29 protein-coding genes are annotated in these 26,753 nt (G+C 46.4%); 18 read left to right on the top strand and 11 right to left on the bottom strand.

What is annotated here, in order from left to right; genetic code table 11:
- Nucleotides 1-65: 65 nt before the first annotated feature.
- From IRE19_RS12795 to IRE19_RS12780, 4 genes are all read left to right on the top strand, one after another.
- Nucleotides 66-839: a hypothetical protein gene (locus IRE19_RS12795; protein WP_203340686.1), complete on the top strand. Its 774-nt coding sequence runs from the start codon at nucleotides 66-68 to the stop codon at nucleotides 837-839.
- Nucleotides 840-878: 39 nt separating this feature from the next.
- Complete coding sequence (locus tag IRE19_RS12790) at nucleotides 879-1,343, top strand: hypothetical protein (RefSeq protein WP_203340685.1); 465 nt, start codon at nucleotides 879-881, stop codon at nucleotides 1,341-1,343.
- Nucleotides 1,344-1,456: 113 nt separating this feature from the next.
- Nucleotides 1,457-2,083 carry an NUDIX hydrolase gene (locus IRE19_RS12785; RefSeq protein ID WP_203340684.1) on the top strand — a complete coding sequence of 209 codons (627 nt, stop codon included), beginning with the start codon at nucleotides 1,457-1,459 and terminating at the stop codon, nucleotides 2,081-2,083.
- A complete protein-coding gene (locus IRE19_RS12780; RefSeq protein ID WP_203340683.1) occupies nucleotides 2,080-2,745 on the top strand; it encodes a haloacid dehalogenase type II in 666 nt (221 codons plus the stop codon). The genes IRE19_RS12785 and IRE19_RS12780 overlap by 4 nt, the downstream gene beginning before the upstream one ends.
- 59 nt (nucleotides 2,746-2,804) lie before the next feature.
- Here IRE19_RS12780 and IRE19_RS12775 read toward each other — a convergent pair whose 3' ends face one another.
- Nucleotides 2,805-3,176 carry a DUF3899 domain-containing protein gene (locus IRE19_RS12775; protein WP_203340682.1) on the bottom strand — a complete coding sequence of 124 codons (372 nt, stop codon included), beginning with the start codon at nucleotides 3,174-3,176 and terminating at the stop codon, nucleotides 2,805-2,807.
- 151 nt (nucleotides 3,177-3,327) lie between these two features.
- On the opposite strand from IRE19_RS12775, the gene IRE19_RS12770 reads away from it, so the two are divergent.
- From IRE19_RS12770 to IRE19_RS12755, 4 genes are all read left to right on the top strand, one after another.
- Entirely contained in the window at nucleotides 3,328-4,968 is a 1,641-nt protein-coding gene (locus IRE19_RS12770; protein ID WP_203340681.1) for a peptide ABC transporter substrate-binding protein, read from the top strand.
- A gap of 200 nt (nucleotides 4,969-5,168) precedes the next feature.
- Nucleotides 5,169-6,098: an ABC transporter permease gene (locus tag IRE19_RS12765; protein WP_191715167.1), complete on the top strand. Its 930-nt coding sequence runs from the start codon at nucleotides 5,169-5,171 to the stop codon at nucleotides 6,096-6,098.
- The gene (gene opp3C / locus IRE19_RS12760; RefSeq protein WP_238943203.1) at nucleotides 6,095-7,153 is read left to right on the top strand and encodes an oligopeptide ABC transporter permease; all 1,059 of its coding nucleotides are present in this window, start codon (nucleotides 6,095-6,097) and stop codon (nucleotides 7,151-7,153) included. The genes IRE19_RS12765 and opp3C overlap by 4 nt, the downstream gene beginning before the upstream one ends.
- Nucleotides 7,154-7,166: 13 nt before the next feature.
- Complete coding sequence (locus IRE19_RS12755; RefSeq protein ID WP_203340680.1) at nucleotides 7,167-8,186, top strand: ABC transporter ATP-binding protein; 1,020 nt, start codon at nucleotides 7,167-7,169, stop codon at nucleotides 8,184-8,186.
- 54 nt (nucleotides 8,187-8,240) lie between these two features.
- On the opposite strand, the gene IRE19_RS12750 is transcribed toward IRE19_RS12755, so the two are convergent.
- The 6 genes from IRE19_RS12750 to IRE19_RS12725 all read right to left on the bottom strand — a co-directional run bounded on the left by IRE19_RS12750 (nucleotide 8,241) and on the right by IRE19_RS12725 (nucleotide 13,844).
- A complete protein-coding gene (locus IRE19_RS12750; RefSeq protein ID WP_203340679.1) occupies nucleotides 8,241-9,032 on the bottom strand; it encodes a putative hydro-lyase in 792 nt (263 codons plus the stop codon).
- A gap of 14 nt (nucleotides 9,033-9,046) precedes the next feature.
- Nucleotides 9,047-10,252: an NRAMP family divalent metal transporter gene (locus tag IRE19_RS12745; RefSeq protein ID WP_203340678.1), complete on the bottom strand. Its 1,206-nt coding sequence runs from the start codon at nucleotides 10,250-10,252 to the stop codon at nucleotides 9,047-9,049.
- Between the two features lie 21 nt (nucleotides 10,253-10,273).
- Nucleotides 10,274-11,044, bottom strand: coding sequence for a LamB/YcsF family protein (locus IRE19_RS12740; RefSeq protein ID WP_203340677.1), 771 nt, complete (start codon nucleotides 11,042-11,044; stop codon nucleotides 10,274-10,276).
- A complete protein-coding gene (locus tag IRE19_RS12735) occupies nucleotides 11,041-12,021 on the bottom strand; it encodes a 5-oxoprolinase subunit C family protein (protein WP_203340676.1) in 981 nt (326 codons plus the stop codon). Before IRE19_RS12735 ends, IRE19_RS12740 begins: the two co-directional genes overlap by 4 nt.
- The gene (gene pxpB, locus IRE19_RS12730) at nucleotides 12,005-12,703 is read right to left on the bottom strand and encodes a 5-oxoprolinase subunit PxpB (RefSeq protein WP_203340675.1); all 699 of its coding nucleotides are present in this window, start codon (nucleotides 12,701-12,703) and stop codon (nucleotides 12,005-12,007) included. Before pxpB ends, IRE19_RS12735 begins: the two co-directional genes overlap by 17 nt.
- Nucleotides 12,704-12,995: 292 nt before the next feature.
- Nucleotides 12,996-13,844 carry a transporter substrate-binding domain-containing protein gene (locus IRE19_RS12725; protein WP_203340674.1) on the bottom strand — a complete coding sequence of 283 codons (849 nt, stop codon included), beginning with the start codon at nucleotides 13,842-13,844 and terminating at the stop codon, nucleotides 12,996-12,998.
- 181 nt (nucleotides 13,845-14,025) lie between these two features.
- Between IRE19_RS12725 and IRE19_RS12720 the strand changes: the two genes are divergently transcribed.
- From IRE19_RS12720 to IRE19_RS12710, 3 genes are read left to right on the top strand one after another with little or no spacing between them, the layout of a single operon-like run.
- Nucleotides 14,026-14,649 (top strand): TetR/AcrR family transcriptional regulator, encoded by a 624-nt coding sequence (locus IRE19_RS12720; RefSeq protein WP_203340673.1) that lies wholly within the window; start codon nucleotides 14,026-14,028, stop codon nucleotides 14,647-14,649.
- Nucleotides 14,650-14,660: 11 nt separating this feature from the next.
- Complete coding sequence (locus IRE19_RS12715; RefSeq protein ID WP_203340672.1) at nucleotides 14,661-15,578, top strand: ABC transporter ATP-binding protein; 918 nt, start codon at nucleotides 14,661-14,663, stop codon at nucleotides 15,576-15,578.
- On the top strand, nucleotides 15,578-17,182 hold the full coding sequence (locus IRE19_RS12710) for an ABC transporter permease (RefSeq protein ID WP_203340671.1): 1,605 nt from the start codon (nucleotides 15,578-15,580) through the stop codon (nucleotides 17,180-17,182). Before IRE19_RS12715 ends, IRE19_RS12710 begins: the two co-directional genes overlap by 1 nt.
- A gap of 60 nt (nucleotides 17,183-17,242) precedes the next feature.
- Here IRE19_RS12710 and IRE19_RS12705 read toward each other — a convergent pair whose 3' ends face one another.
- Nucleotides 17,243-17,935 (bottom strand): LrgB family protein, encoded by a 693-nt coding sequence (locus IRE19_RS12705; RefSeq protein WP_203340670.1) that lies wholly within the window; start codon nucleotides 17,933-17,935, stop codon nucleotides 17,243-17,245.
- 2 nt (nucleotides 17,936-17,937) lie between these two features.
- Nucleotides 17,938-18,312 (bottom strand): CidA/LrgA family protein, encoded by a 375-nt coding sequence (locus IRE19_RS12700; RefSeq protein ID WP_203340669.1) that lies wholly within the window; start codon nucleotides 18,310-18,312, stop codon nucleotides 17,938-17,940.
- Between the two features lie 249 nt (nucleotides 18,313-18,561).
- Here IRE19_RS12700 and IRE19_RS12695 point away from each other — a divergent pair, with 249 nt between their 5' ends.
- Both IRE19_RS12695 and brnQ read left to right on the top strand, forming a co-directional pair.
- On the top strand, nucleotides 18,562-19,476 hold the full coding sequence (locus IRE19_RS12695; RefSeq protein ID WP_203340668.1) for a DUF2971 domain-containing protein: 915 nt from the start codon (nucleotides 18,562-18,564) through the stop codon (nucleotides 19,474-19,476).
- Nucleotides 19,477-20,258: 782 nt separating this feature from the next.
- Nucleotides 20,259-21,629: a branched-chain amino acid transport system II carrier protein gene (gene brnQ / locus IRE19_RS12690; RefSeq protein ID WP_203340667.1), complete on the top strand. Its 1,371-nt coding sequence runs from the start codon at nucleotides 20,259-20,261 to the stop codon at nucleotides 21,627-21,629.
- A 99-nt stretch (nucleotides 21,630-21,728) separates the two neighbouring features.
- Here the strand turns inward: brnQ and IRE19_RS12685 are convergent, their stop codons facing one another.
- Complete coding sequence (locus IRE19_RS12685; RefSeq protein ID WP_191715183.1) at nucleotides 21,729-22,391, bottom strand: GntR family transcriptional regulator; 663 nt, start codon at nucleotides 22,389-22,391, stop codon at nucleotides 21,729-21,731.
- Nucleotides 22,392-22,632: 241 nt separating this feature from the next.
- Between IRE19_RS12685 and IRE19_RS12680 the strand changes: the two genes are divergently transcribed.
- Both IRE19_RS12680 and IRE19_RS12675 read left to right on the top strand, forming a co-directional pair.
- Nucleotides 22,633-22,989, top strand: a complete 357-nt coding sequence (locus tag IRE19_RS12680; protein WP_203340666.1) for a SpoIIAA family protein — start codon at nucleotides 22,633-22,635, stop codon at nucleotides 22,987-22,989.
- A gap of 32 nt (nucleotides 22,990-23,021) precedes the next feature.
- On the top strand, nucleotides 23,022-23,378 hold the full coding sequence (locus IRE19_RS12675; RefSeq protein ID WP_203340665.1) for a SpoIIAA family protein: 357 nt from the start codon (nucleotides 23,022-23,024) through the stop codon (nucleotides 23,376-23,378).
- 58 nt (nucleotides 23,379-23,436) lie between these two features.
- Here the strand turns inward: IRE19_RS12675 and IRE19_RS12670 are convergent, their stop codons facing one another.
- A complete protein-coding gene (locus tag IRE19_RS12670; protein ID WP_203340664.1) occupies nucleotides 23,437-23,637 on the bottom strand; it encodes a hypothetical protein in 201 nt (66 codons plus the stop codon).
- A gap of 118 nt (nucleotides 23,638-23,755) precedes the next feature.
- Between IRE19_RS12670 and IRE19_RS12665 the strand changes: the two genes are divergently transcribed.
- The 3 genes from IRE19_RS12665 (at nucleotide 23,756) to IRE19_RS12655 (ending at nucleotide 26,747) form a co-directional block, all read left to right on the top strand.
- On the top strand, nucleotides 23,756-24,949 hold the full coding sequence (locus IRE19_RS12665) for a class I SAM-dependent rRNA methyltransferase (RefSeq protein WP_191715187.1): 1,194 nt from the start codon (nucleotides 23,756-23,758) through the stop codon (nucleotides 24,947-24,949).
- A 134-nt stretch (nucleotides 24,950-25,083) separates the two neighbouring features.
- Nucleotides 25,084-25,395, top strand: a complete 312-nt coding sequence (locus tag IRE19_RS12660) for a DUF3817 domain-containing protein (RefSeq protein WP_203340663.1) — start codon at nucleotides 25,084-25,086, stop codon at nucleotides 25,393-25,395.
- A gap of 134 nt (nucleotides 25,396-25,529) precedes the next feature.
- Nucleotides 25,530-26,747, top strand: a complete 1,218-nt coding sequence (locus tag IRE19_RS12655) for an MFS transporter (protein ID WP_203340662.1) — start codon at nucleotides 25,530-25,532, stop codon at nucleotides 26,745-26,747.
- The last annotated feature ends 6 nt before the right edge of the window (nucleotides 26,748-26,753 follow it).

The following is a 26,753-nucleotide window of genomic DNA, read 5'->3' as shown; positions in this document are numbered from 1 at the left end:
TTAGAAGGACTTTCTAGAGAGAAAAGAGAAGTAATAGCCATACGAAAAAAGAGAAGGTGGAAAAAATGGAAGCACCGGCAGAAATTCTTTCCGTGTGGCGAGAGTTCGACGATTTTCCAATGGAGACCTTGACCAAAGCTTGGTATTCTCAGCGCTCAGACGAACAGAAGCAGCGCAGCGTGGAGTTGATGAAAGAGCAGCGGGAGCAATATGGGATCACCGGCAATTGTTTTGATTTGGCCATTTGGCTGCTTGCAGCTTTCGATGAAGCAGGTGTAACAGCTTATCCGGTGGGGAGTGAGCTGGGGACGGAACAGGCACATGCTGCTATTATGGCAGAAGACCGGAACGGGCGCAGATTCCTCTGTGATTTGGGGGATCAGTGGATACAGCCCATCTTAATGGATGTCGATCGTCCAGAGTTCAGAGGCGACAGGTTAGCGGGATTCTTTCCGGGAGCGGAAGTTCAAGTACAGAAAGCGGAAGAAGGAATAAAAATCATTTATTATCGGCCCAACGGCAAACAGTCTCAGCAGATCTATACGATCGAACCGGTGGATCGTGCAGACTTTATGGAAGCGGCTGAGTATTCCCAGCGCCATATCCATCCAGAGCCGCTCGTTGAAGTGCGGTTGCCGGGAGAAGGCGAAACCGTTCATTGGGAGTTCGACAACTGGACAAGCTTTTCGAGCACCAGTACGGGCCTTTATCCGGATGAACCGATTGAAACGCTGGAAGATTGGGTAGAAAGAATACATGGCAAAACGCATTACGACAAAGAATTTCTGGCAGAAGCCTTAGGGTTTTACCGCCGGCTGAATTTAGGTGGGCACGAATAGAAAGCTTGTATGGGGAGAAAAGGGCAGGTGATGAATAGCATGGAACTTAAAACACAATTACAATTTGAACTTACCGAATTCATGGACGGTGATGGAGTCGAAAGAATACCGGCTATCGGAAACTACGATTACTGGCTTTTGCTGATGGAATATTTTCTGGCTAAATCCGATACATTCGAAATTCATTGTTTCAATGAAGAAGCAGGAGTGATTGAAGAGCTTACAACCAATTTGCCGGGATTGTTCGATATTGATGACAAGCAGGGTATGACCATTTTCTCGGGGTTGCTGACGTTGGAAATTGCCGAATACTTGATGAGCCAACATGTCAGTGAAAAGAAAAAGCTCAAGTGGTTCTCCATTTTCTTGAGCAAAGGAGAACAGCATATTTTCTCCTCCGAACATTGGGGAACTGAATTTTTCGTTCCGGATATCACCGAGGAAGACCTGCTGTTCATCAAGCATGTAGCACCGGATGATACACATTTTAATGAATACTCATGAATGCGTTTGAAGTGCTTTAAGATTACAGAAAAATTTAATATAGCTGGAGGAAGAACCGGCCAGGTAAATGGCCGGTTTTTTTGCTATGCTAAAAAGAAAAAAGGGGAATGATAATGGAAACGGAGAAACTGCGTGTTTGCGACGAACATGGACATCCACAAGGCATAGAGACTCGGCAAGCTGTCCATGAACACGGCTTTTGGCATGAAACATTTCACTGTTGGATGGTCGGGTGGAGGAACAGCAGGGATACGGTTTATCTTCAGTTGCGCAGTGAAGCCAAGAAAGATTTCCCCGGTCTGTTCGATATCACTGCAGCCGGCCATTTGCTGGCGGATGAAACTGTAGAAGAGGGTGTAAGGGAAGTCAAAGAAGAACTTGGCTTAAAAGTGGAATTTGATAAACTCATTCATCTCGGTATGGTCAAAGATCAAATGGAGATGCCAGGGTTTATAGACAACGAACGCTGCCATTGCTTCTTATACCCTATGCCGAATAACCATGACTTTAGGTTCGAGTTGCAGCTGGAGGAAGTGTCAGGTATGGGGGAAGTTGATTTTGAGGCATTGGCGGGTTTGTTTATGGGTAAGGAAGAAGAAGTGGAGATTGATGGGTTTATCGCAAAGCCGGATGGCCACAGTCTTTTCAAAAAAAGGATTGGCCTAAAGGATATCGTTCCGCATAGCTCCTCTTACTTGGAAAAAATCATTTATCTCATCAGACAGGAGTTGAACAGATGAAATCATCTATTCAAGCATTGGTATTCGACGTTTATGGCACATTGTTTGATGTCTACTCAGTCAAAGAGAAATGTCGGGAGTTATATAGTGACAAAGGAGAGGAAGTCAGCATCGTCTGGCGCCAGAAACAGCTGCAGTACTCATTTTTGCGGCAATTGATGGGGCAATATGAACCGTTTTCCCAAATCACGAAGGATGCTTTGGATTATACATTGACGAAATTGGGACTTCCATATGATGAGGAAAAAGTGGAGACCTTGCTTGAGGCTTACAGAAATCTCGAAGCACATCCAGAAGCCGCAGAAATTTTAGAGCAGATGCGCGACAAGAAAATTGCCGTTTTTTCAAATGGCTCACGGGATATGCTGGAGCCGCTTATCAAAAATTCGGTTCTTTCTGAACTGATCGATGACATCATCAGCGTCGACGACATCAAGCAGTATAAACCGACGCCGGCATCGTACAGTTATGCTTTAAAGGTCCTTGGAGTGAAGCGCCACGAAGTCCTGTTCATGTCTTCGAACGAATGGGATATCGCAGGAGCAAAGAGCTTTGGCTTTCAGACCGCCTGGATCAATCGTGACGGGATGCCACTAGATAAACTGGGTATGGAACCCGACAGCATCTATCGGGACCTTACCGGTATTTTGGAATGGCAATGAACAACATTTTCATCAAGCAAAACGGCAGCGCCTTTTACAGGCCTGCCGTTTTTTATTGGCTAATTCAAATAATACAGAGCAACAGAAATCACCAGGCTGCTGATGGAAAAAAGAAGGCCGATCTGAAGAAACGAATTTCGGCTTGGGAATTCTTTCCGGTAATCCACTCGATCAAACGAACGTTTTTCGCTTTCACGGATGAGCTGGTCTTTTTTATTTACTTTTGCAAAAAAGTTTCGGGTGCTTTTTAAAAATGCCGTAAAAAATTGGCCTTCGATCAATACCATGATGAAATAGACCATCAGCAGCAACAGGCCTACTAAAAACAAAGCATCAAACCATCTGGCGATTGACCATTGCCTATATAGGAAGAAAGGCAAAACCAATGAACTGCCCAATGAAATCAAAAACAGGACTCTTTTAAAATTCATACAAGTCGATCCTCTCTTTACATAAATAAAGATTACCATGTAAATTATATTTTTGAAAATTAAAACATCTTGTTGCCTATTTCAGCAATAACAATTATGATTATAAAGAATTATCAAAATAAAGAATTATCAAAAAATGGGGGTAGGGAAAATGGAGAGAAAGAGAAAAACGCAGATTTTCATGATTTTGATTGCATTCGTTTTAATCTTATCGGGGTGTAACTTCAATTCTTCGGAGAGTTCAAACGAAGAAAGCGCAGCAGAAGGGGAAGCTGGGCAAGTATTGAACATCTCGACTACGGCAGACATTCCTACTTTAGATTCGACAAAAGCACATGACGGCATTGCGTTTACGGTGCTGAATAATGTCAATGAAGGACTTTACCGCCAAGATGAAAACCACGAACCGATTGAAGCTTTAGTAACGGACCATACAGAAAATGAAGACAAGAGCGTTCACACGTTCACATTGCGCGACTCGAACTGGAGCAATGGGGAACCGGTTACTGCGCAGGATTTCGAATATGCTTGGAAACGTGTTATGAAAGACGCAAGCCCTTATAACTTCATGTTCGTAACAGCAGGGATCAAAAATGCTGAAGCGATCATGAACGAAGAAATGGACGCAGAAGAATTGGGCGTTAAAGCAATCGACGAGAAAACACTGGAAGTTACGTTGGAAGCAGCGAACCCATTGTTCCAGTCCTTGATGACATTCCCGACTTTCTTGCCACAGAACCAGAAGTTTGTAGAAGAACAGGGTGACCAATACGCATTGGAAGCGGAAAATATCCTGTTCAACGGACCATTCACATTGGTGGATTGGACGCATGAGCAAGGATGGAAATACGAGAAGAACGAAGATTACTGGGATGCAGACAACGTTAAACTTGATGCTGTGAATGCTTACGTTGTGAAAGATCCGGCAGCAGGCGTCAATTTATACGAAACAAATAAAGTGGACCGCATCGTATTGAGCTCAGAAGCTGTTGACCAAAACAAGGACGACGAAAACTTCGATACAATTTTAGAGCCGGAAGTCATCTTCCTTCGTTTCAACCATAACCATCCGGTACTGGGCAACAAAAACATTCGCCAAGCAGTTAATATGGCGATCGACAAAGCAAGCTTAACGGATGTTATTTTGAAAAATGGATCGACTGCCTTGAACGGCATCGTGCCGAAAGGATTCTTCAAATCGCCAACAGGTGAAGATTTCCGTGACTTGAACGGAGACTTCAATACAGGCACAGTTGAAGAAGCCCAGAAGCTTTGGGAAGCAGGGCTGAAAGAGACAGGGGCAACAGATGTAACAGTCTCTATCAACATTGCCGATTCTGAAGACCATAAGAAAGTGGCTGAATACATTCAGGCACAATTGGAAGACAATCTTCCAGGATTCAAATTGGACATCAAAGCGGTTCCTTTCGCACAACGTCTGGAAATCGAAAAAGCGGTCGAGTATGATTTGTCTCTATCTTCATGGGGACCGGATTACAGCGACCCGATGACATACTTGGATATGTGGTTGGAAGGCGGATCAGCTAACCGCATGGATTACAAAAACGCCGAATTGGAAGAATTGGTAGCTTCAGCAAGAACGGAAACGGATCTAGAAAAACGTTACCAGATGCTGTTAGATATCGAGAAAATCCTATTGGAAGAAGATGCAGCGATCGTACCGCTTTACCAGGAAGGTGCTGCGGTCTTAATGAGAAGCAAAATCAAAAATCTTTTGGTGCATCCAACAGGCGCTTCATTCTCCTACAAATGGGTGACGATCGAAGAATAAAACAGGTTTACAGCTTATAGAGTACGAGGGTGTAGCCGATTCGTGGGCGCCCTCGTATTTTTTCATCGCTGAAACACTTGCCAGTATCACACGGACGTTTCCACTTTTCGTATTGTCCAGACTCCAGCACCCAGCTACCCGGGCGCTTTCGCTTTTCGCATCATGAAGTTTAATTCACCCTATAGAACCGAGGTGTTCACATGAAACGTTATTTACTGCAGCGGATCGGCTTTATGCTCATTACGCTTTTCATTATTGTGACAGCTACCTTTTTCTTGATGCAGCTGTTGCCGGGTACACCGTTCACCAACCCGGAGAAATTGACCGATAGCCAATTGGCGATATTGAATGCTAAATATGGACTGGATCAGCCAGTCGCTATCCAATACATTCAGTATATCGGCAACCTGGTACAGGGCGATCTAGGTTATTCATTCCAACATGAAGGCCGGACGGTCACCAGCATGATCAGTGACCGCATCGGGCCATCAGCTTTTATCGGCTTGCAGGCATTGGTGATCGGAGCGATTATCGGATTGGTTTTAGGAATTGTTTCGGCTTTAAAGCACAATTCCCTTTTGGATTACGGGTCGGTGACATTAGCCGTTTTGGGAATGTCGATTCCGTCTTTCGTTTTTGCAGCGTTGCTGCAGTATTACGTAGGCGTTAAATTGGAATGGCTGCCCGTCGCGTTATGGGAAGGGTATTCCAGTACGCTGCTGCCGTCCATCGCTTTGTCGGTGACGGTGACGGCCACGGTCGCGCGGTTTATCCGCAGTGAAATGCTCGAAGTGATCGGCCAGGATTACATCATCACAGCTCGAGCCAAGGGCTTGAAAGAAAACCAGGTCATCGTCAAGCACGTCATCCGCAATGCGCTGATTCCGGTTGTCACCATGCTTGGGCCGCTTGCTGTCTCGATTATGACGGGAACCTTGGTCATCGAAAAGATTTTCGCAGTGCCGGGGCTTGGCGAGCAGTTCACTTTATCGATCCTGGTATTGGATTACAGCGTCATCATGGGCATTACCATTTTTTACAGCGCTTTGTTCATTTTCGTTGTCTTTGTCGTGGATATCATTTACAGCTTCCTGGATCCACGCATCAACTATAAGGGGGAATCAGCATGACGAAAAACATACCACACCTTCCCCCGCACCAAGATTTGCAGGCGCAAAACCAATATGCTTACGACGAAATCCCATCGGATCTGTTTGTGAAAGCGCCGCTGGACCAACGGAAAAGCGAGGAAATTGGTACGCCGTCCGTGTCTTTCTGGAAAGAAGCATTTCAGCGTCTCATCAAAAACAAAGGCGCTATGATTTCACTCGTCATGCTCGTCTTGTTGATTGCTTTGGCGTTGATCGGTCCGAGTCTGAATGAATTTTCTTACCGGGAACAAAATTTGGCGCATTCCAATATGCCGCCGAAAGTCGAAGGATTGGAGTGGCTCGGGTTCAATGGACAGAACTCGGCAGGCGTGGATCAATATGCGGAGCGGGACGTTCAGATCAATTACTGGTTCGGTACCGATGAATTCGGCCGCGATCTGTGGACCCGTGTTTGGAAAGGGACGCAGATCTCCTTGTTCATCGCTTTAGTGGCAGCTTTCCTCGATTTGGTGATCGGCGTCATCTATGGCGGGATCTCCTCATTTTACGGAGGGCGCATCGACAACGTCATGCAGCGGATCATCGAAATTCTTATGGGAATTCCGAACTTGATTGTCATCATTTTGTTTATCCTTGTGCTGGAGCCGGGCATCACATCGATTATTCTGGCGATGGTCATCACCGGCTGGGTCGGCATGGCGCGTGTGGTACGCGGCCAAGTGCTGCAGCTGAAGGGCCAGGAATTTGTTTTGGCTTCCCGTACCCTTGGCGCATCAAATCCACGGCTGATTTCGAAGCATCTTTTGCCGAATGTCATGGGACCGATTATCGTCACAGTCATGTTTACGATTCCGACCGCTATTTTCTTCGAAGCGTTCTTGAGCTTTATCGGTCTTGGATTGCAGGCGCCTCTTGCGTCGCTTGGTGTTTTGATTGAAGACGGCTATAAATCAATGCGGTATTTCCCGTATAAATTGATTTTTCCAGCCTTGGTCATCAGTATCATCATGATCTCATTCAATTTGCTTGGCGATGGTTTACGTGATGCATTAGATCCGAAAATGAGAAAATAGGGGAGGGTTCAACATGAGCGAGACCATTTTGACAGTCGACAACCTGCATGTAGCGTTTAAAACCCAAACCGGCAAATTGACGGCGGTGCGGGGTGTAAGTTTTGATTTAAAAAAAGGGGAGACATTGGCGATTGTCGGCGAATCCGGGTCGGGCAAGTCAGTCACCGCCAAATCTATCATGCAATTGCTGCCGGCAGCCACCACAGAAGTGACTAAAGGCGACATTGTCTATAACGGCAAAAGTTTATTGAAGATGTCCAAACGGCAAGTTACCGATTTGCGTGGATCGGAAATCTCAATGGTGTTCCAGGATCCGATGACTTCACTGAATCCGACGATGAAAGTCGGCAAACAGATCATGGAAGGCGTGCAGCGGCATGAACAGCTGACAAAAGCGCAAGCACGCAACCGGGCGCTGGAAATGCTCAAGCTGGTCGGGATTCCGCAAGCGGAAAATCGGCTGGATAATTACCCGCATCAATTTTCAGGCGGCATGAGGCAGCGTGTGGTCATCGCGCTGGCGCTTGCCTGCAACCCGAAAGTGCTGATTGCGGATGAACCGACAACGGCACTCGATGTTACCATCCAGGCGCAAATCCTGGATTTGATGAAGGACCTGCAAAAGAAAACCGAGACAGCCATTATTCTGATTACGCACGATTTGGGTGTGGTTGCCAATATGGCCGATCGTGTCGCTGTCATGTATGGCGGCAAAATTGTGGAACAGGGCACACTTGATGAAATCTTCTACAATCCGCAGCATCCGTATACTTTGGGCCTGCTTCAATCGATGCCCAAACTGAATGAAGACCGCTCACAACCGCTCTTGCCGATTGCGGGTTCACCGCCTAACTTGGCGACGCTTGGAGAAGGCTGCGCATTTGCGGCCAGATGCCCGCATACGATGGCGGTATGCCATACGTATACACCGCGTGATACAGTGACGGAAACGGGCCATTCTGTGGCTTGCTGGCTGCAGGACGATCGGGTAGCGGCATCACGTGATCTTGTGGAGACCGGAAGCCCATCATAAAAACACATCAAAAAACCAGTAAGGCCCGAATCGGCTTACTGGTTTTTTTAGTGTTTAAATGACACTGATTTCTTCGGTTTTCAAATCGGTGATGAACATATGTCCGGGTGCATGGGTGATCATGATTTCGGGTTTGACGTGCATGGCAATCGCCTGTGGCGTCACACCGCAAGCCCAAAATACAGGAACTTCACCTTCTTTGACAGTCACGCGGTCCCCAAAATCAGGCTGGTTTAAATTACGGATGCCAATGCCTTCAGGATTGCCGATATGCACGGGAGCTCCGTGGACGCTCGGAAAACGGCTCGTCACCTGGACGGCCCGGATAACGTCTTTTTCCGGCATGGGGCGCATGCTGACTACCGTCGGCCCTTCAAAGCGTCCCGCTTTCACTGCGGGAATGGAGGTCCTGTACATCGGTACATTGCAGTTTTCTTCGTTATGGCGAATCGGAATGCCATTGTTGATCAGGGCTTCTTCAAAAGTGAAACTGCAGCCGATTAAAAACCCGACCATGTCATCTGTCCACAAGTCGGTGATCTGGTCTCTTTCTTCCGTCAGTATGCCGTCTCTGTAAATCCGGTATTTCGGAAGATCTGTCCGCAAATCAGCGGTTGGCGCTGACAACTCTGGAATAAATGAACCCGGTTCTGTTACATCGATTAACGGACAGGATTTCGGATTGCGCTGACAGAAAAGCAGGAACTCAAAAGCCATTTCTTTTGGCAGCACAGCCAGGTTGGCCTGGATAAAGCCATTAGCCAAACTGGACGTGGGCTTATGCCATTCGCCATTGCGGATCAGCTGCCGAATCTCACGAGGGGACTGTTGATTGATGATGTTCATCTCATTCCACTCCTTTATTCAAATAATGCTGGAATTCCGTTCATCAAGGTATAGATTCCCATCCACGCCATAGCGACCACGATGACGACACCGAAAACAGTCATCCATAGGGGATGCCTGTAGTCGCCGACAATCTTCGCTTTATGCGCGGCAATCAACATAACGCCAAGGGCAATCGGTAAAATCAAGCCATTCAAGGATCCCACAAGCACCAATACCAGAACGGGCTGGCCGATGATGACAAAAACAGAGGTGGAGATGACAATAAAACTGATGATCAATAGACGATTGTACTTTTCCAGCACCGGACTGAACGACCGGATAAAGGATACAGATGTGTAGGCAGCTCCAACAACCGATGTGACTGCAGCCGCCCACATGACGACGCCGAAAATTTTATAGCCAACGTTGCCGGCGGCCAATTGGAAGACGGAAGCAGGCGGATTGGCAGGGTCCAACGAAAGGCCTTGTGACACGACACCGAGCACCGCCAGAAACAAAATAATGCGCATGAATGAAGCGATACCAATCGCATAAATGGAGCTTCTGGTCACTTCGGGCAAGGCTGCTCTGCCGGTCAGGCCTGCATCAATCAGCCGGTGTCCGCCTGCAAAAGTAATATAGCCGCCGACGGTCCCGCCGACGAGCGTGACAATGGCAAAGATGTCGATGGTATCGGGCACGAAAGTTTTTGCGATCGCTTCGCCGACAGGCGGCTGTGCAGTGATCATAACGTAAACGGTCAGTCCGATCATGACAAAGCCAAGGATTTGAGCAAAACGGTCCATCGCCCGCCCGGCTTCTTTTACAACAAAAATCCCGATAGCGAGCAAGCCGCTTAAAACAGCCCCGACTTTTGGATCGATTCCGAACAGCACATTTGTGCCAAGCCCAGCGCCGCCGATGTTGCCGATATTAAAAGCAAGCCCGCCCATGACGACCAATAAAGCCAGGAAATAACCCAGGCCAGGCAAAACGTCATTCGCAATATCCTGCGCCCGTTTGCCGGAGACGGCGATGATGCGCCATATATTCGTTTGGGCACCGATATCAATGATGACAGAAATTAAAATAACAAATCCGAAAGAAGCCAATAAAGTTTCCGTAAAAACCGTCGTTTGTGTCAGAAATCCAGGTCCGATGGCGGAAGTCGCCATCAGGAAAGCGGCACCCAGCAAGACGCTGGCATTGGTGTTTTTCATCTTCTTCGCATTCTTCATTGAAATCCTCCTCGGCTTGTATTAAACGAACTCACTCACTTTAACAATATCAATACCGGCTCCTTTCAAAGATTTTGAAATCTGTCTGGCGAACTCGAGTGCGTTAACGCCGTCTCCGTGAATGCAGATGGTTTCTGCCTGCAGCTCGGCATCGCTGTTTTCAACCGTCGCCACTTTATTTTCCTTGACCATGCGAATGACCTGGTCGATGGCAATCCGTGGATCGGTGATCAAGGCGTTGCTCTGGGTCCGAGGCGTCAGCGAACCGTCCGGTTGATAGGTACGATCTGAAAAGACTTCATTGGCTGTACGAAGCCCGATTTTCTCGCCAGCTTTGATGATTTCACTGCCGGAAAGCCCGAACAGCACCAGTTCCGGATCGATTTTGTAGACGGCTTCGGCAATGGCTTCTGACAATGCCGCATCTTTTACTGCCATATTATATAAAGCACCATGCGCTTTGACATGTTGCAACTGTCCGCCTTCGGCTTTGATAAAACCTGATAAAGCGCCGATTTGATAAACGGTTAAGTCGTAAGCTTCTTGAGGAGACAGGGCGATATTGCGGCGGCCGAAGCCGACCAGGTCCTGCAAGCCAGGGTGGGCGCCAATACCAACATTTTTTTCGAGCGCCAATTGAACGGTTTTGCGCATCGTCGAAGGGTCGCCGGCGTGGAAGCCGCAAGCGATGTTCGCAGAGGTAACGTAATCAAGGATTTCCTCATCATTGCCCATCCGGTATGCGCCAAAGCTTTCGCCCATATCACAGTTCAAATCCACTTTATAACTCATGTCCATTCCTCCCGTTTCAACTTAATCGCGGCTTTTATTTGCCGAATCGATTGTTCTTGTTCAATCCAACGCTGTTGTGCATCTGCCAGGGAAATTTCTTTAAAGCGCAATTGCTGTCCCGGCTTCAGCTGGCTGATGAGCGGCAAGTCAACAGACGCAACCTGTCCGATCTTCGGATAGCCGCCAGTCGTTTGTCGGTCTGCCAGCAGGACAATCGGGTTGCCATCCACCGGTACTTGGACAGAACCGAAAGCCACTGCTTCTGAAATCAATTCCGCCGGATTTTCAAGAGCCAGATGAGGACCTTCCAAACGATAGCCCATGCGGTCAGAATTGGAAGAGACGGCGAAGGCTTCTTGGAAGATCCGTTTTTGGCTGGCGCCATCGAATAAATCAAATTGCCTCCCGGCCATCATCCGGATGACGGGTTCTTCAAAATACCGGACAGGCGGCAGCAGCCAATCTGAGTCATTGTCAGCTTCCTGCATTAGTGAAGAAAGCCGCTGCCTGCTGATCTGGCCAACCGGCACTTCGTCGCCTTTTTCCAGAGAGCGCCCTTGAAACCCTCCAATCCCGGCCCGCATATACGTAGAACGGCTGCCCATAACTTCAGGAACATCGATGCCGCCGGCAATTGCCAAATAACAGCGGGCGCCTACGCGAGGCTCACCAAAGGTCAGGGTATTGCCTTTTTTAACGGACAGCATCCGCCACATAGGAAGGGCTTGGCCATCCAGTTTCGGGCTCAAGTCACCGCCGCATAGCGCGATGACTGTATCTTCTATGAATTCAATTGCAGGCCCGACGAGTGTGATTTCAAGTGTGGCTGCCTGTTCTTTATTGCCGACCAGTAGATTGGCCAGGCGATGAGCAAGGGGATCCATCGCGCCGCTGGCGATGACGCCATATTTCTGGAAGCCATTTCGGCCAAGGTCCTGTACGGTGGTCTGCAAGCCGTTCTTAAGGATTTTCAGCATTCGGATCCTCCTTCCATGCGTAGTAGTCTGTTTCAGAGATTTCCCGGAAGACCACTTTGTCTCCTGCCCGCAGCAGGCTCGGAATGTCATTTTCCGGCCGGAATAACCGAAGCGGCGTCCTGCCGATCAGCTGCCAACCACCCGGTGTTTCAATTGGATAGACACCGGTCTGCATGCCGGCGATGCCGACTGTCCGTTCCGGGATGCGGAGTCGCGGGGAATCGCGCCTTGGGGCCGCAATTTTTTCAGACATGCCTCCGATAAAAGGAAAGCCGGGCGCAAAGCCGATCATGTGGACCGAATAACTGCCGGAAGTATGAATGTCAATGACCTCGCGCGCAGTCAAGCCATTGTGTTGTGCCACGAATTCCAGGTCGGGTCCGAATTCACCGCCATAACAGACAGGAATTTCAACGGTTCTGGATTCGACAGCCAACTCTTCCCCGAGGTGCGCCAGAAGTTCCGCCAGCTCTTCTTGTACCTTGCTGTATGTTGCTGCGCAAGGATCATAGAAGACAGCTACCGTTATAAATGCAGGGATAAATTCAATCATCCAATCGGGTGGCCGGCTTTCCAGCAAAGTGGATAATCTTCGTATTTTTTTTTCTGTTTCTTCATTGATTTCAGTGCCCAGTTCAATGACAATCGCCTGATCACCCAGCGGCGAAAACGAAGTATTCATCTGCTCGCCTCCTTAGACTGACTATTCTTACTTTTAGTTTAGTATAAGGCTTTTGGAAGTCGCTGGAAAGGAGAGATATGGATTCTCTAAATAACGTATTAACTGTATCGGAAAGTATTTGAAGTGAAGTGGAAAGTATTCAGGCGGAATCAGAAAGTATTTGAAGTGAAATGGAAAGTATTTCGACTAAATCAGAAAGTATATCCACTTAACTGGAAAAATCACAGCCATCCCGCAATAAAAAAAGCTCCCAAAAAAGAAGCTGCTCAATCAAGAGCAGCTTCTTTAACAATTATTCTTCAATTTCCACTTTCTCAGTCACATCGGCACCATTAAAGAATTCTGCTGAGATTTCGGCGATTGTGCCGTCCTCCAGCATTTCTTCGATGACGCGATCTACATTCTCGGCAAGTTCGGTATTGTCTTCGTTCATCACAACACCCACTTCAGAAGGGCTGTACTTGAGGTTCGGGTGGATGGTGATGTCCAGTTCCGGAAAGGCTGCAATCGCCAATGTCTGCAAATAATAATCGTTCAGAATGACATCCGTGCGGCCGATTGCGACGTCGCGCAGGTAGGTTTCATTCGTCGCATTGTCATAAACAACTTCCTCGGCCCCATATTCGCGTGCGGTCTCCATGTAAACGGAAGTCGAAGCACCGGCGGCTTTTTTGCCTTTTAGGTCTTCTAAGGTTTCGATGCCGGACAAATCGTCTGAACGGACGATTGCAGTGCCATAAGAATACTTAAACGGTGTGGAGAAAAGAAAATTGTCCTGGCGGTCTTCCGTGATTTCAATATCGTTTGCAGCAATATCAACTTGTCCCGTTTGGACAGACGTCAACATTTCATCAAATCCAAGCTCCGTGAATTCAACTTCCAATTCAAGGCGTTCACCGATTTCTCGGGCCACTTCCACTTCGAAGCCGGTCAATTCATCTGATCCTTCTTCCCGATAGGAAGTAGGAAACAATGTCCCGGATGTGGCAACGGTCAAGCTGCCTTTTTCCTGGATTTCATCCCAGGCGGTCGTTGTTTCTTCAGAAGCTGTATCTTCGCTATTTCCACAGGCACCCAAGAGCGACAAAGTCACTAGGCCGGCTATGATTGACGCATTTTTTCTGGAAAAGAATATTTTCACGGGGTCTTCCTCCTCTATTATGATTGCACCTAAAAGATAGCATTCTAAGAGGGCGGAGGCAACGGTTTAATTCACCATTTAAAAAATCAGACAATTTAGACTAATTTGTTGACCGGTATGGTCGAATGCTGTATTCTGTAGTCGACCAGAATGGTCTAAAGAAATGAAAGAGGGTATGAGCATGGAGAAATTTGAAAACCTCGACCCCAAAAAGCAACAAAAAATCCTTGATTCCGCCTTGATGGAATTTGCCGAAAATGGATTTGGGCAAGCTTCAACCAACCGCATCGTCAAAAAGGCCGGCATTGGAAAAGGAATGTTGTTCTATTATTTTTCAAACAAAAAGGACCTGTACGAATATTTGGTTGACTATAGTATGAATTTCATTGTTAACGAATATTTAAGCTTGGTGGATATCAATGAAAGGGATTTTATTAAACGAATGAGGGATGCGGCGCAAATAAAAATGAAGGCACAACTGAAAAACGAGCATATCTTTAACTTTATGGGAACGTTTATGTTAACGAAAGATCGGGATCTTCCTCCACATCTGCAGAAGCGTTATGAGCATTTGCAGCAGCAGGGTTATGCATTGCTGTATGAAGGAATCGACAAAACGCTTTTCAGAAAAGATGTCGACGTTGACAAGGCATTCAATTTAATCCGTTGGGGAGTTGATGGCTACCAGCAAAATCTCCTGCAAAAGCTGCAGGGGAAAAAAATGACCGAACTGGATTTGAAGCCTTACTGGGATGAATTTTACGAATATCTCGATATTCTGAAAAAAAGCTTCTATACAAATTAGGAGGGAAACTCATGGCAGTATTGAGAACGGTTGATCTGACGAAGAAATTCGGGGATTTTGCAGCACTCGACGGCGTGAACATTGAAGTGGGCGAGGGGGAAGTGTATGGCTTTATCGGTCCGAATGGATCAGGGAAATCGACTACTCTGCGTGTACTGCTCGGCATTTTAAAAGCGACGGACGGGCGTGCAGAAATTTTTGGAAAGGATTCCTGGAAAGATGCCGTAGAAATTCATAAACGCGTAGCTTATGTTCCAGGAGATATCAACCTATGGCCGAACTTGACCGGAGGCGAAGTCATCGATCTGTTCGTTAAACTGCGCGGTGGCAATAATTTAGAGCGACGGGAGGAACTGATCCGTAAATTCGACTTGGACCCGACGAAAAAATGCCGGACCTACTCCAAAGGGAACCGGCAAAAAGTGGCATTGATTGCGGCATTCTCGTCGGATGTGGATTTGTATGTTTTAGACGAACCGACTTCGGGCCTCGATCCGCTCATGGAGCGTGTGTTTCAGGAGTATGTAGTGGAAGCGAAAAAAAGGGGCAAGAGCATCCTGCTGTCGAGCCACATCCTGTCGGAAGTCGAAAAGCTCTGTGATAAAGTGGCGATCATTCGTGAAGGGAAAATTATCGAAACCGGAACGCTCAAAGAACTGCGGCATTTGACCGGGACGATTCTGCTGGTAGAAACCAAAGAGCCGATTGTAGGATTGGAAGAGCTGAAAGGAGTCAGTGGCATCCAGCAGAAAGGCAGCGCTTTGTCTTTCCAGGTCGACACAGCGGAAGTGGATCATGTCATCCGTTACATCAGCCGCTTCGGGGTGAGCCGCATTGAAAGTTCACCGCCGACGCTGGAGGAACTGTTTATGCGCCATTACGAGGGAACCGCTGGAGCGGTGGAATCAGGAGCAGGAGGCGAACCGTAATGACCAGACATCTGTTTGACGGAACCGGAACCTTGATCCGTTTTGTTTTGCGGCGCGACCGTTTGCGTCTGCCCATCTGGCTCGTCTCATTTGCGGCCATTTCGGCAATTATCGCCCTGGCTTTCGTTGGCCTGTATCAAAATGCGGAGGAAAGGCAGGCAATGGCTGAAACGATGCGCAATCCCGCGATGACTGCGATGGTCGGGCCGGGATACGGACTGGACAATTATACGGTCGGCGCGATGACTGCGCATGAAATGCTGCTGATGACAGCGGTTGTGGTCGGCTTGATGAATATTTTGCTGGTCATCCGCCATACACGTACAGATGAAGAAGATGGCCGCATCGAACTGGTCCGCTCTTTGCCGGTAGGCCGGTTGTCGAATCTGTCATCGACTTTGCTCGTAATGACCGGTGCCAACATTGTCCTGGCTTTGCTGACGGCTTTTTCACTGGCTGCTTTAGGGATTGAGAGTGTCGATCTGCAAGGGTCGCTTGTCTATGGGTTTGCACTAGGCGCTGCCGGTCTGGTTTTTGCCGGCGTTGCGGCTGTCTGTGCACAGTTATCTCCCAATGCCAGAAACGCACTTGGGCTGTCGATTGCCATATTGTTGCTGGCTTATATGGTCCGGGCCATTGGTGACGTCGCAAACGAAACCTTGTCCTGGTTGTCGCCGCTTGGCTGGATTTTGCGGTCTGAGGCCTATGTCAATAATTATTGGTGGCCAATTTTGCTGACAATTGCTGGAGCCTTGCTGCTGATGGCTTTGGCTCTGTACTTGAACTCGATCCGTGACCTTGGTTCTGGCTTTTTGCCTTCGCGGGCGGGAAAAGCCAAAGCTGCCCGATCCTTATTGAGTCCGTTTGGGCTGGTATTGCGCCTTCAGCGGACCGGATTCATCGCCTGGGCAGCAGGGTTGCTACTAATTGGGGCATCCTATGGTTCGGTTCTGGGCGATTTGGAGTCGTTTTTTGAAGACATTGACCTGATGCAGCAAATGATTGTTCAGTCGGAAGGCTTTTCACTGACAGAACAATTCATTCCCGTGCTGATGGCCGTCATGGCAATTCTTGGAACCATTCCGGTATTGATGGCGGTGCTGAAATTGAAAACAGAAGAAAAGAATGGCCGGCTTGAGCACATTTTGAGCCGTTCCGTTTCCAGAAACCACGTGCTGGGCAGTTACTTGGCAATGGCTGTTTTGACCGGCTTTGTTATGCTATCTTTAGCAGCACTGGGTCTTGGTTTAGTCGGCAATGCCATGATGGAGGAGCAACTTTCACTGGGGATGTTTTATGGCTCGGCGCTGGCTTATTTGCCGGCAATGTTTGCCATGATCGGCGTGGCGGTATTGTTGCTCGGATGGGCTCCGAATTTAATCGGTGCCGTTTGGCTGTATTTAGCTTTTTCGTTTTTTGTCATTTACCTGGGCGGTTTGTTCCAATTTCCCGAATGGGTAGGAAAGTTGACACCGTTTGGCTATGTGTCCGAGATACCGATTGAAGAGATGAATTATCTGAACGCGGTGATGCTGACAGTTGTCGCGGTTATTTTGACAGCAATCGGCATCACCGGATTTAATCGCCGGGATATCGGCAAGTAGAAGCTAATTGAACAACAATAAACAGATCCCCTTTTCTTGTGAAAAGGGGATCTGTTTATTTTATAGAAGTAAAAGCCAGGCAGCGACAGGTCCTAGTAAAGCACCGAATACCGCACTTAACGTCATCGCAACAGAACTCATCGATGCTTCCTGCTGGCCGTATTCGAAGGCTTTGGCAGTTCCCATGCCATGGGCGGAAGTGCCAAGGCCGATGCCGCGGCCGATCGGCGAATCAATACGCAGCCATTTCAACAGGAGAGGACCGACGATATAGCCGGTAAATCCAGCCACCATGACGAAAACTGCAGCGAGCGAAGGGATTCCACCGAGGTTGCTGGCAACTTGCATGGCAACCGGCGTGGTCAGTGACTTCGGCAGGACAGTCAAAATCAGTTCTTCTGAAAAACGGAAGAGTTGCGTGAACAAAATGCCGCTTGCCATGCCAACAACAACACCCGCAGCAATTCCAGAAAGAATCGGCAGCATATTGTTGAAAAGGAGATCCCGCTGTTTATAAAGTGGAATCGCCAGCGCGACTACTGCCGGCCCCAGCAAAGTACCGATCCAGCTGCCGCCCATCATATACGTATCGTAAGGGATGTTGCCCAACACTAAAATAAGGACAAGAATCGCTGTAGAAGCAAGAACCGGATTCAATAAAGTCTTTCTGTACTTTAAATACAACAAATTGGTCAGCAAGTAAATACTGACCGTCAGAACCGCAAAAAAAGCGGCAGTCAGATTGAATTCCATGGTCAAGGCTCCTCCTTTCGGTCAGTGCTTGCCTTGGCAGCGTACTGGCTGACCCAGCCTGCAACCGCCATTGTCAGAAAGGTACTGGCAATGACGATTGGAATCAACAGCATGCCTTTTCCGGAGAACAGTTCCCCATATTCAACAACTCCGACGGTAGCCGGAATAAAGTAAAGAGATAAAAAAACCAATAGGAAATGGGCGCCAGATTCGATCCATTCAAGCGGATAAATTTTCAGCATAAGTGCGGTGAACAGCAGAAGAAAGCCGATGATGCTGCCCGGCAACGGAATATTGAAAAAATCCTGTAACGCTTCGCCTAATAAATAAAAGCCAGTAATAACGACAAGCTGGAGAATAATAGAAATGATTTTCAAAGAGAACACCGCCTTCCTGATGAATGTAAGGAGAAAACTCGGTTCTTTCCATAATTAGTTATTTTACAGGATTCCTTTTGAAAAGCGAGGAAGGATTCTGGTCCTTCTAAAATTTTCAGCAAATTTCAGTGGAATTCCAACAAACTTTTTCAAATTTTTATAGTGGGGTATAAGAAGGGAAAGCCGGGTAGAGGAATTTAAAAATACTGGTTTCTGAAAGATTCCAGTACTCAAAGGGGGGGCAGCTTTATGGACGGCAAAAAGATTTTGGCTGAACAGCTGGAACGGCATTCATTAAGGAGTCTCAACATGCAAATAAAAAGAATTGAAGAAACGGGCCAGAGTTTATATCATTACACGAGCCTGAACAGTTTGATGGGCATGATCGAAACTAACCGTTTATGGATGAGCAAAGGGACTTTTCTGAATGACTCCAGCGAACTGGTTTATTTTTCAGGTATTTTAAAAACAGTACTGGAGAAAATGGAAGTTCCCGATAAAGGAGAATTGTGGGGTGTATTTACTGAACAGCTGCAGCAGGCTCTGGATCATTTTATGATAGAGATTGAAGAAAGCGGCTTTGAAGTCTATGTCTTCTCCATGTCACAAACAGAAGATTCGTTGGCTCTTTGGTACAACTATGCAAAAGGCGATGGCTACAATATCGGTTTTTCTGCGGAGGAGCTCCTTGGAAAAATCAATCATTATTTAATGGATGCCGGTTTGCTGCATGGTCTTGTGGTCTACAGCAAACAGGAGCAAGAGACCATTTTAGAGAATCTGCTGACAGAGAGTTTTGAACTTATCAGCGAATACCGAGAGGAACAGGTGACCTCAGTATTAGCCGACCATTTCTTTTCGATGATGGCATCATGCGCAGTCTTTTTTAAAGATGCTGCTTTCAAGAGCGAAGAAGAGTATCGGATTGCGGTCATCAGTAGAGGAGAAGTTGATGGCAAAGTGAAATTCCGAGCTCGCAACGGAGTAATTATTCCTTACATCGAAGTATTATTTGAAGAAAGTTTGCCGATTAGCCATATAACAATTGGTCCTAAAAACAATATCGACATTGCCAAAAGCGGCTTTGAACATTACGTAAGGAGCAAGGGTTATAACTTGGAAACCATTTCTGTCAGTAAATCTGTCGCGGCTCTCCGGTATTGAAAAGAAAACAGACTGGCGGCATGTCTCCGGAAATAGCTGAAGAGACGGTGCGAGACAATAAAAAAGCAGGGTGGAAAAACGGATATGGGACCAGAAACAAGCATTAAAAAATGAATTCAAACCGTACGCGACTATAGAGGTCCGATTGGATCAACTAACAATTTTTCGAGTATTCACCAAGTCATTCCCAAAGTAGAGAATATTCACTATGGCGTTACAAAAGGCAGCCTGAAAATGCTGACAGAAACATAGCCGTTTAAATATGCAGAACGGAGCATCCAGACCAAGGGAATCGCGCCTGGAATCATCACGGAATCGGGGAAACCTACACAAGAACAGGGTGTGGAAGAAAAAGGAAGGCGCTTCAGAAAATCCCGATGAAAAAACCGGAAAACATCGTTGCAGCAGTTTCTTGGCTTGTTTCTGATAAAACTGCTTATGTCACCGGAACTACCTTATTTGTAGATGTGGCATGACATTATCTCTTTCTCAATTGTTGTACCAGTAATTGCACGCCGCACAGGAGCATTTCAATCTGTGCGGTTTTTTATGCACGCTTAAGTATATATACTATATTGAAAAAATAACCATTTAACTCCGGAATTCGAAATAGACAGAATTTAAAAAAATCTTTGATTATAATGCTTGCATTTTAAGCTAATTGTTGTATTATTACTTTATGCAATATATCGCATACATTTTTTTAAAAGAGAATGTATTATACTAAAATTATAGATACAAGTACACGAGCCAACGGATTTAGAATTTAGGAGGAAATAGGAATGGATAGTAAATTGTCGTTTAAATCATATGCAGTTGTAGGGATGATGTTGTTTGCGCTGTTTTTTGGAGCAGGAAACTTAATCTTTCCCGCGCAGCTTGGACAATACGCAGGAACAAACGTCTGGATCGCGATATTCGGATTTCTGATTACAGGTGTCGGTCTGCCATTGCTAGGTATATTAGCGATCGGTTACTCGAAAAGTAATGACTTACAAGATCTTTCAAGCCGTGTTCACCCTGTCTATGGGTTGGTCTTTACGGCAATGCTTTACTTAACGATCGGACCCTTCTTCGCTTTGCCAAGAACAGGCGCTGTTTCATATGAAGTTGGAATTGCACCGTTTGTTGGAGAAGGAAATGCCGCAATTGCTTTATTGGTCTTTTCTTTAGTCTTCTTTGCAATATCATTGCTCGTATCATTGAATCCGTCAAAAATGGTCGACAGCATCGGCAAGATCCTTTCGCCTGCGATTCTTGTGACCTTGGGTGTTTTATTGGTTACATCGTTCGTTAATCCGATGGGAGCTAAAGAAGCTCCTCAGCCGGCTTATGCAAACGATGCCTTCTTTACAGGCTTCACTGAAGGCTATAACACGATGGACGCACTCGCTTCCTTGGTTTTCGGGATCATTGTCATTTCTGCAGTCCGTAAATTGGGTGTGAATTCGCCTAAAGGCGTCTTAGCCGCGACTTTAAAAAGTGGGGTTGTAGCTGCTGCTCTTTTGGCCATCGTCTACACAGGAATTGCTCTGCTCGGTTCAACAAGTACGGCAACTTTAGGGCTGATGGAAACAGGGGGACCTGTTTTAAGCGGCGCTTCGGGCCATTATTTCGGTAATTTCGGTTCCAGTCTATTGGCCGTCATTATCATTCTGGCATGTTTGACAACTGCTATCGGCTTAACTGTTGCTAACTCGGAGTTTTTCCATAAGTTGACGCCTTCCATCAGCTATAAAACGTATGTTGTGATTTTCTCTGTCTTTTCGTTAGTTGTTACTAATGCTGGGCTTTCGAATATCATCACTTATTCAATCCCAGTATTGATGTTCCTTTATCCACTGGCAATTGTCTTGATCATCCTGGCTTTCTTGTCGCCATTATTCAGACATGCTCAGTTAGTTTACGTATCGACAATCGTTGTCACATTCTTTATCAGCATCGTTGATGGATTCAAAACCCTAACTTCTTCGTTGGGAGTCGATAATCCCGCTTTGCTTCAATCAGTAATTGACTTCTATGCCGGGGTCCTGCCTCTTTACGACAAAGGGCTTGGCTGGTTCTTGCCAGCGTTGATCGTCATTGCCATCACCACCGTAATCGCACGCAGCAAAAAAGAAGTGAAAGTTCAAGTTGCTCAACACAACGCCTAATATCAATAGCTATAGGCCGTTCCAAAAATCGGATCGGCTTCCATATAAAAAGCTGTTACAAAAGCGAAGAGGCTTTTGTAACAGCTTTTTTCAATTGATTTAAAAGCTTTTTTCGGTAGTCAATTCTTCGATGGTCCGGATCCAATTGGATTTCATCAGCTGAGTCACTTTTTCCGGATCTTTCTCTTTTAAGGTCTGGATAATCTGGACATGCTCGTCATATGAGCTTTTCGTCAGCATCAGCGAGTGATGAAAAAACTGTCTTCTGACATGTGATTGAAGGCTGCCAAGCATAGTATGGATATATGGATTTTGAGCGGTATCAACGATGATTTGGTGAAACTCCTGATCAATTTTCAAAGCTGAAAATCCATCCTGGCTATCGATGGCTTTAATGAATCGCTCATTGGTTTCTTCCAATAAGTTGAAAGTGTCTTCATCAAGATTTGGAATGGCCAATTCTGCTGCAAGTGCCTGCAGAACAGCGAGGGGAGGCAATAAGTTTTTGAGATCGTCTTTTTTCACATTCGTGACGCGTGTCGCTTTTCCGGGAAACATCTCGACAAATCCTTGAACTTCCAATAATTGAAGTGCTTCGCGGATAGGGGTACGGCTTAAACTCAATGCCTGGGCCAAGTCTGTATCAACCAACTTTTCTTCGGGTTGTAAGGTGCCATCGATGATCCACTGCTGCAATTGAAGATAAGCGCTTTCCTTCGCTGAGACGCGGACAGGCTTCGTATAATTTACGGGAATAGGCATTGCAAGCTCTCCTTTTTTACTGCAAAATTTATGACACGGGAACACGCAATGGGATTGGGAACCTCCCAATGAATGAATATCTCTTAATGCCATTATACACCAATTCAGATTATCTATGAAATATTTTATGCAATATATCGGTAAATGACATCAAAATACCTCTATCCTTTCGTTTGTCAGATTTCAAATAGGGAATAAGGAGTGCAATAGCAGATATACCAATGGAAGAGGAGGAATTAGGATGCTGACATTCATTCCGAGTCAGGATTCACAGACTATTGCTTTCAAAATTGAGGGAACGATAACCAAGGGAAATCTGGAAGAGCTAGAGCGGGAGATCAGTGAACGGTTTTCTAAAGACCAGTCCTTCAATGCTTATGCCGTGATTGGGCAAGTGAAGGTGCCGACGATCAACGCATTGATAGAAGAAGCGAAAATCGATATGAAGCGCTGGAGCCAGTACAATAAGTTGGCTGTTGTCAGCGAAAAAAATTGGCTTGGCACCATCACCGATCTTGGTGATTTGTTGCCGGGCATTGAAGCAAAGCATTTTAAAGCGAATGAAGCCGAGCAGGCTTGGAACTGGATCAAAGGCTGATCAGCTCCACTATTAATCAGAGGAGGAGAACTATGTTATCATTTGTACCGAGTAAAGACACTGAGACCATTGCGATTGAATTTGAAGGGGCGGCTACAAAGGAAGATGCATTGAAAATCAATAAAATCATTCAGGAAAAGTTTGCCGATAAGGGAAAGTTCAATATTTATGCCATTATAAACGAAACGGACGGCATTCCTTTCACAGGGCTTGAGCAAAGTGTGCAAGTGAATATGGATGCCTGGAATCAATTCCATAAATTCGCTGTCATCAGTTCTGCGCATATGCCGGGCCATGTAGCGAAAATGGAAAACCTGCTTCCGAAACTTGAAATCAAGCATTTTCAACTGGATGAAATGAACGAAGCCTGGGATTGGATTCAGGAATAGGAAAAAAGCGTTTTGCAGATTTTGTGCAAAACGCTTTTTTAGGCGGAGAAACATGACGTTATTCCTCCACATGAATCAAATCTGCTTTGACGATATGAAAAATGCTCAAAACGATTGTTTTTCCATCCATATCTTCTACAGGAAAAAGGCTCACAGCAACACCGGAAAAATGGTCTTCAAGAGGCCCTTCAATGCGGATGTTCTCCAAGTATTCCCCTGTTGTCAACAAAATATTGTAGACATGGAACTTCTGCTTCATGGCAATCCCTCCTATGCGCAGTTTTGGAAAAATCACATGGCCAGGGTGGGAATCAGGACAGCTATCGTATACACTAATTATAAAGCAAAACGGTGTTTTACAGATAGGATGAGAGACGATGAAATCGGAAATTTCAATTAAAGTAACGGATAAATACAAGGCGGAATATGCCAAAGGCTACCCCTTGATCACTAAAGAGGCCTTGGAGAATCCGGAAGCCTTGCAGAACGAGGGAAGCATTTTAAAGTTGACCGATAAGCAAGGGCGCTTTTTGGCGAAAGGCTATTACGGCCTGCAAAACAAAGGTTTTGGCTGGATCTTGACGCGTGATGAAAGTGAAACCATCGATCAGGATTTCATGGAACGCAAGCTGGCGGCAGCTATCGGCCGCAGACAAGCATTTTTCAGCAATCCGGAAACGACGGCTTTCCGTGTGTTCAACGGTGAAGGCGATGGGTTCGGTGGACTGATCATTGATTATTATGCCGGCTTTTACTTGCTCAGCTGGTATAGCGAAGGGGTTTATACCTTTAAAGACGAGATCATTGCAGCGCTGCAGAATGTCGCGGAATGCAAAGGCATTTACCAGAAAAAGCGATTTGATACAAAAGGCCAGTACATCGAAGAAGATGATTTCGTGACAGGCGAGCGTGGGGAGTTCCCGATGATCGTCAAAGAAAACGGTGTGAATTTTGCTGTTTACTTGAACGATGGGGCGATGACCGGCATATTCCTGGACCAGCGGGATGTCAGAAATACCATCAGGCAGAAATATGCCAAAGGCAAGACCGTGCTTAATACGTTTTCGTATACCGGTGCTTTTTCGGTAGCGGCGTCACTTGGCGGTGCTGCTAAAACGACGAGTGTCGATTTGGCGAAAAGAAGTTCGAGCAAGACGATCGAGCAATTCAGTGTCAATGGCATTGATTTTGAGACACAGGACATCCTGGTCATGGACGTGTTCAATTATTTTAAATACGCCAAACGAAAAGAATTGAAGTTCGACGTGGTCATTTTGGATCCGCCAAGCTTTGCACGTTCAAAAAAATACACGTTCAGCACTTCCAAGGACTATACGAATTTAATGAAAGAAGCGATTGCCATTACTGAAAGAAATGGCGTCATCGTTGCTTCGACCAACAGTGCCTCTTTTGGAATGAAAAAATTCAAAGGGTTTATCGATAAAGCCTTTAAAGACCTTGGAAAGAAATACAGCATCGTTGAGGAATTCACTTTGCCAAGTGATTTCCGTGTGCAAAAGGAATTCAAAGAAGGCGATTACCTGAAAGTGCTTTTTGTGAAGTTGGGCTAAGAAAGCCAGAATGGGATTTGTGTTTGTGACGAAAATTTGCGGTTGATGCGAAACGCTTCTCCATTTCTTCCCTTAATCCCTGTACAGTCATCTGCTGCAATTCTATAATAAAAGCAGATTGTGAGGGATAGTGAATGTTTAAGAATGCGTTAGGGACATTTCGTTTCATGGGCGTGCTGGAAGGCAGCTCTCTATTGATTCTGCTTTTCATTGCCATGCCGTTAAAATACTTTTTTGAGTTTCCGGAAGCCGTCAGTGTCATCGGACCGATCCATGGAGCTTTGTTCAGCATCTACATCTTGATGACTGTCTATATGACCTTCATCTACAGATGGCCTTTCCGTTTCTCGGTTGGTGCCGTCGCTTCAGCGTTTTTGCCGTTCGGCAATTTCATTTTAGACAAAAGGCTTGAAAATTGGCAGCAGTTGAAAACAGCGACTGTGTAATTGCTGATGTAACTCGGGCACCAAACACCTGCAGGTTTTTCCTGCAGGTGTTTTTATTTGGGGTTATCGAAAGACGTTCAACTCCTCTATAATGAAACTATTGAAATTTACAGATTTGCATTGGAGGTCACATCATGGCGAAAGCGATAAGTTCTTCTTCTTTAGCCGGAAATCCTGTTTATCCGGTGATGTTTGCGATTGGCGGCTGCCATTTGCTGAATGATTCTTTACAAGCCGTGATTCCTGCCATGTTCCCGATACTTGAAGCGGACCTTGGCTTGACGTTTACGCAATTGGGTTTGATTGCGTTTGTGCTCAATATGGTTGCCTCTGTCCTCCAGCCGGTTGTGGGATTCATCAGTGACAAGAAACCAATGCCCTACGCGCTGCCGCTCGGCATGACGAGTTCATTTTTCGGAATTGCGGGTTTGGCGTTTGCGCCGGAATATTGGATGATTCTTGTTTCGGTCATTTTCCTGGGGTTGGGTTCTGCTGTTTTCCATCCGGAAGGTTCACGTGTTTCCTATATGGCAGCTGGCTCCAAACGCGGCTTGTCGCAGTCAATTTATCAGGTTGGAGGGAACTCTGGCCAGGCACTGGCTCCATTGATCAGCGCATTCATCCTGGTTCCACTCGGTCAGATAGGAGCAGCTTTGTTCCTCTTTGTTGCAGCGCTCGGCATTTTTATCCTATCGAAAATCTCCATTTGGTATAAACAGCAGCTGGAGAAGGAAAAACTGCAGAAAGTGAAGAAAGTATTATTGTCTTCATTGCCTGAGATGACCAAAAAACAAGTGGGTGTTGCATTGGCGCTTTTGATGATCATTATTTTCGCCCGTTCATTCTATGTCACCAATATGACGAGCTTTTACATATTCCATTTGATCGAATCTTACGGGCTGACAATCCAGCAGGGCCAACTGTATGTCTTCCTGTTCCTTGGCGTCGGGGCAGCGGGCACCTTTTTCGGAGGTCCGATGGCGGACAGAATCGGCCGGAAGAATGTCATTCTTCTTTCCATTCTGGTGCCGATTCCGCTGGCCGCTTTCCTGCCGTATGTTCCGCTATACGCTGTACTGGTTTTCCTGGCATTGATCGGTTTTTTCATTATGCTGAGTTTTTCCGTTACGGTTGTCTACGCGCAAGAGCTTGTGCCGAGCAAAATTGGCACGATGGCTGGTTTAACGGTTGGTTTGGCCTTCGGGATGGGCGCAATCGGCGCAGTGGTCATTGGGATTTTAATGGATGCCATCGGCGTCTACGAAACCATGATCGTCGTTTCGTTCCTGCCGATTATTGGAATAGTTGGCCTATGGCTGCCGCGTGACCGGAAGATAGTTGCGGCATCATAAAAGAGA

Source organism: Planococcus beijingensis (assembly GCF_016820615.1).
Classification (GTDB): Bacteria; Bacillota; Bacilli; order Bacillales_A; family Planococcaceae; genus Planococcus; species Planococcus notacanthi.
This window is presented reverse-complemented; position numbering and strand designations above follow the sequence as displayed.

Excerpts from the sequence above, each read along its gene's own strand:
- IRE19_RS12740 (WP_203340677.1), bottom strand. The coding sequence starts at position 11,044 with ATGAGTTATAAAGTGGATTTGAACTGTGATATGGGCGAAAGCTTTGGC.
- IRE19_RS12655 (WP_203340662.1), top strand. The coding sequence starts at position 25,530 with ATGGCGAAAGCGATAAGTTCTTCTTCTTTAGCCGGAAATCCTGTTTAT.
- IRE19_RS12705 (WP_203340670.1), bottom strand. The coding sequence starts at position 17,935 with ATGGAATTCAATCTGACTGCCGCTTTTTTTGCGGTTCTGACGGTCAGT.
- brnQ (WP_203340667.1), top strand. The coding sequence starts at position 20,259 with ATGGATAGTAAATTGTCGTTTAAATCATATGCAGTTGTAGGGATGATG.
- IRE19_RS12685 (WP_191715183.1), bottom strand. The coding sequence starts at position 22,391 with ATGCCTATTCCCGTAAATTATACGAAGCCTGTCCGCGTCTCAGCGAAG.
- IRE19_RS12735 (WP_203340676.1), bottom strand. The coding sequence starts at position 12,021 with ATGCTGAAAATCCTTAAGAACGGCTTGCAGACCACCGTACAGGACCTT.
- IRE19_RS12770 (WP_203340681.1), top strand. The coding sequence starts at position 3,328 with ATGGAGAGAAAGAGAAAAACGCAGATTTTCATGATTTTGATTGCATTC.
- IRE19_RS12775 (WP_203340682.1), bottom strand. The coding sequence starts at position 3,176 with ATGAATTTTAAAAGAGTCCTGTTTTTGATTTCATTGGGCAGTTCATTG.
- IRE19_RS12675 (WP_203340665.1), top strand. The coding sequence starts at position 23,022 with ATGTTATCATTTGTACCGAGTAAAGACACTGAGACCATTGCGATTGAA.
- pxpB (WP_203340675.1), bottom strand. The coding sequence starts at position 12,703 with ATGAATACTTCGTTTTCGCCGCTGGGTGATCAGGCGATTGTCATTGAA.
- IRE19_RS12670 (WP_203340664.1), bottom strand. The coding sequence starts at position 23,637 with ATGAAGCAGAAGTTCCATGTCTACAATATTTTGTTGACAACAGGGGAA.
- IRE19_RS12780 (WP_203340683.1), top strand. The coding sequence starts at position 2,080 with ATGAAATCATCTATTCAAGCATTGGTATTCGACGTTTATGGCACATTG.
- IRE19_RS12665 (WP_191715187.1), top strand. The coding sequence starts at position 23,756 with ATGAAATCGGAAATTTCAATTAAAGTAACGGATAAATACAAGGCGGAA.
- IRE19_RS12720 (WP_203340673.1), top strand. The coding sequence starts at position 14,026 with ATGGAGAAATTTGAAAACCTCGACCCCAAAAAGCAACAAAAAATCCTT.
- IRE19_RS12745 (WP_203340678.1), bottom strand. The coding sequence starts at position 10,252 with ATGAAGAATGCGAAGAAGATGAAAAACACCAATGCCAGCGTCTTGCTG.
- IRE19_RS12755 (WP_203340680.1), top strand. The coding sequence starts at position 7,167 with ATGAGCGAGACCATTTTGACAGTCGACAACCTGCATGTAGCGTTTAAA.
- IRE19_RS12750 (WP_203340679.1), bottom strand. The coding sequence starts at position 9,032 with ATGAACATCATCAATCAACAGTCCCCTCGTGAGATTCGGCAGCTGATC.
- IRE19_RS12790 (WP_203340685.1), top strand. The coding sequence starts at position 879 with ATGGAACTTAAAACACAATTACAATTTGAACTTACCGAATTCATGGAC.
- IRE19_RS12695 (WP_203340668.1), top strand. The coding sequence starts at position 18,562 with ATGGACGGCAAAAAGATTTTGGCTGAACAGCTGGAACGGCATTCATTA.
- IRE19_RS12785 (WP_203340684.1), top strand. The coding sequence starts at position 1,457 with ATGGAAACGGAGAAACTGCGTGTTTGCGACGAACATGGACATCCACAA.
- IRE19_RS12715 (WP_203340672.1), top strand. The coding sequence starts at position 14,661 with ATGGCAGTATTGAGAACGGTTGATCTGACGAAGAAATTCGGGGATTTT.
- opp3C (WP_238943203.1), top strand. The coding sequence starts at position 6,095 with ATGACGAAAAACATACCACACCTTCCCCCGCACCAAGATTTGCAGGCG.
- IRE19_RS12680 (WP_203340666.1), top strand. The coding sequence starts at position 22,633 with ATGCTGACATTCATTCCGAGTCAGGATTCACAGACTATTGCTTTCAAA.
- IRE19_RS12660 (WP_203340663.1), top strand. The coding sequence starts at position 25,084 with ATGTTTAAGAATGCGTTAGGGACATTTCGTTTCATGGGCGTGCTGGAA.
- IRE19_RS12765 (WP_191715167.1), top strand. The coding sequence starts at position 5,169 with ATGAAACGTTATTTACTGCAGCGGATCGGCTTTATGCTCATTACGCTT.
- IRE19_RS12710 (WP_203340671.1), top strand. The coding sequence starts at position 15,578 with ATGACCAGACATCTGTTTGACGGAACCGGAACCTTGATCCGTTTTGTT.
- IRE19_RS12795 (WP_203340686.1), top strand. The coding sequence starts at position 66 with ATGGAAGCACCGGCAGAAATTCTTTCCGTGTGGCGAGAGTTCGACGAT.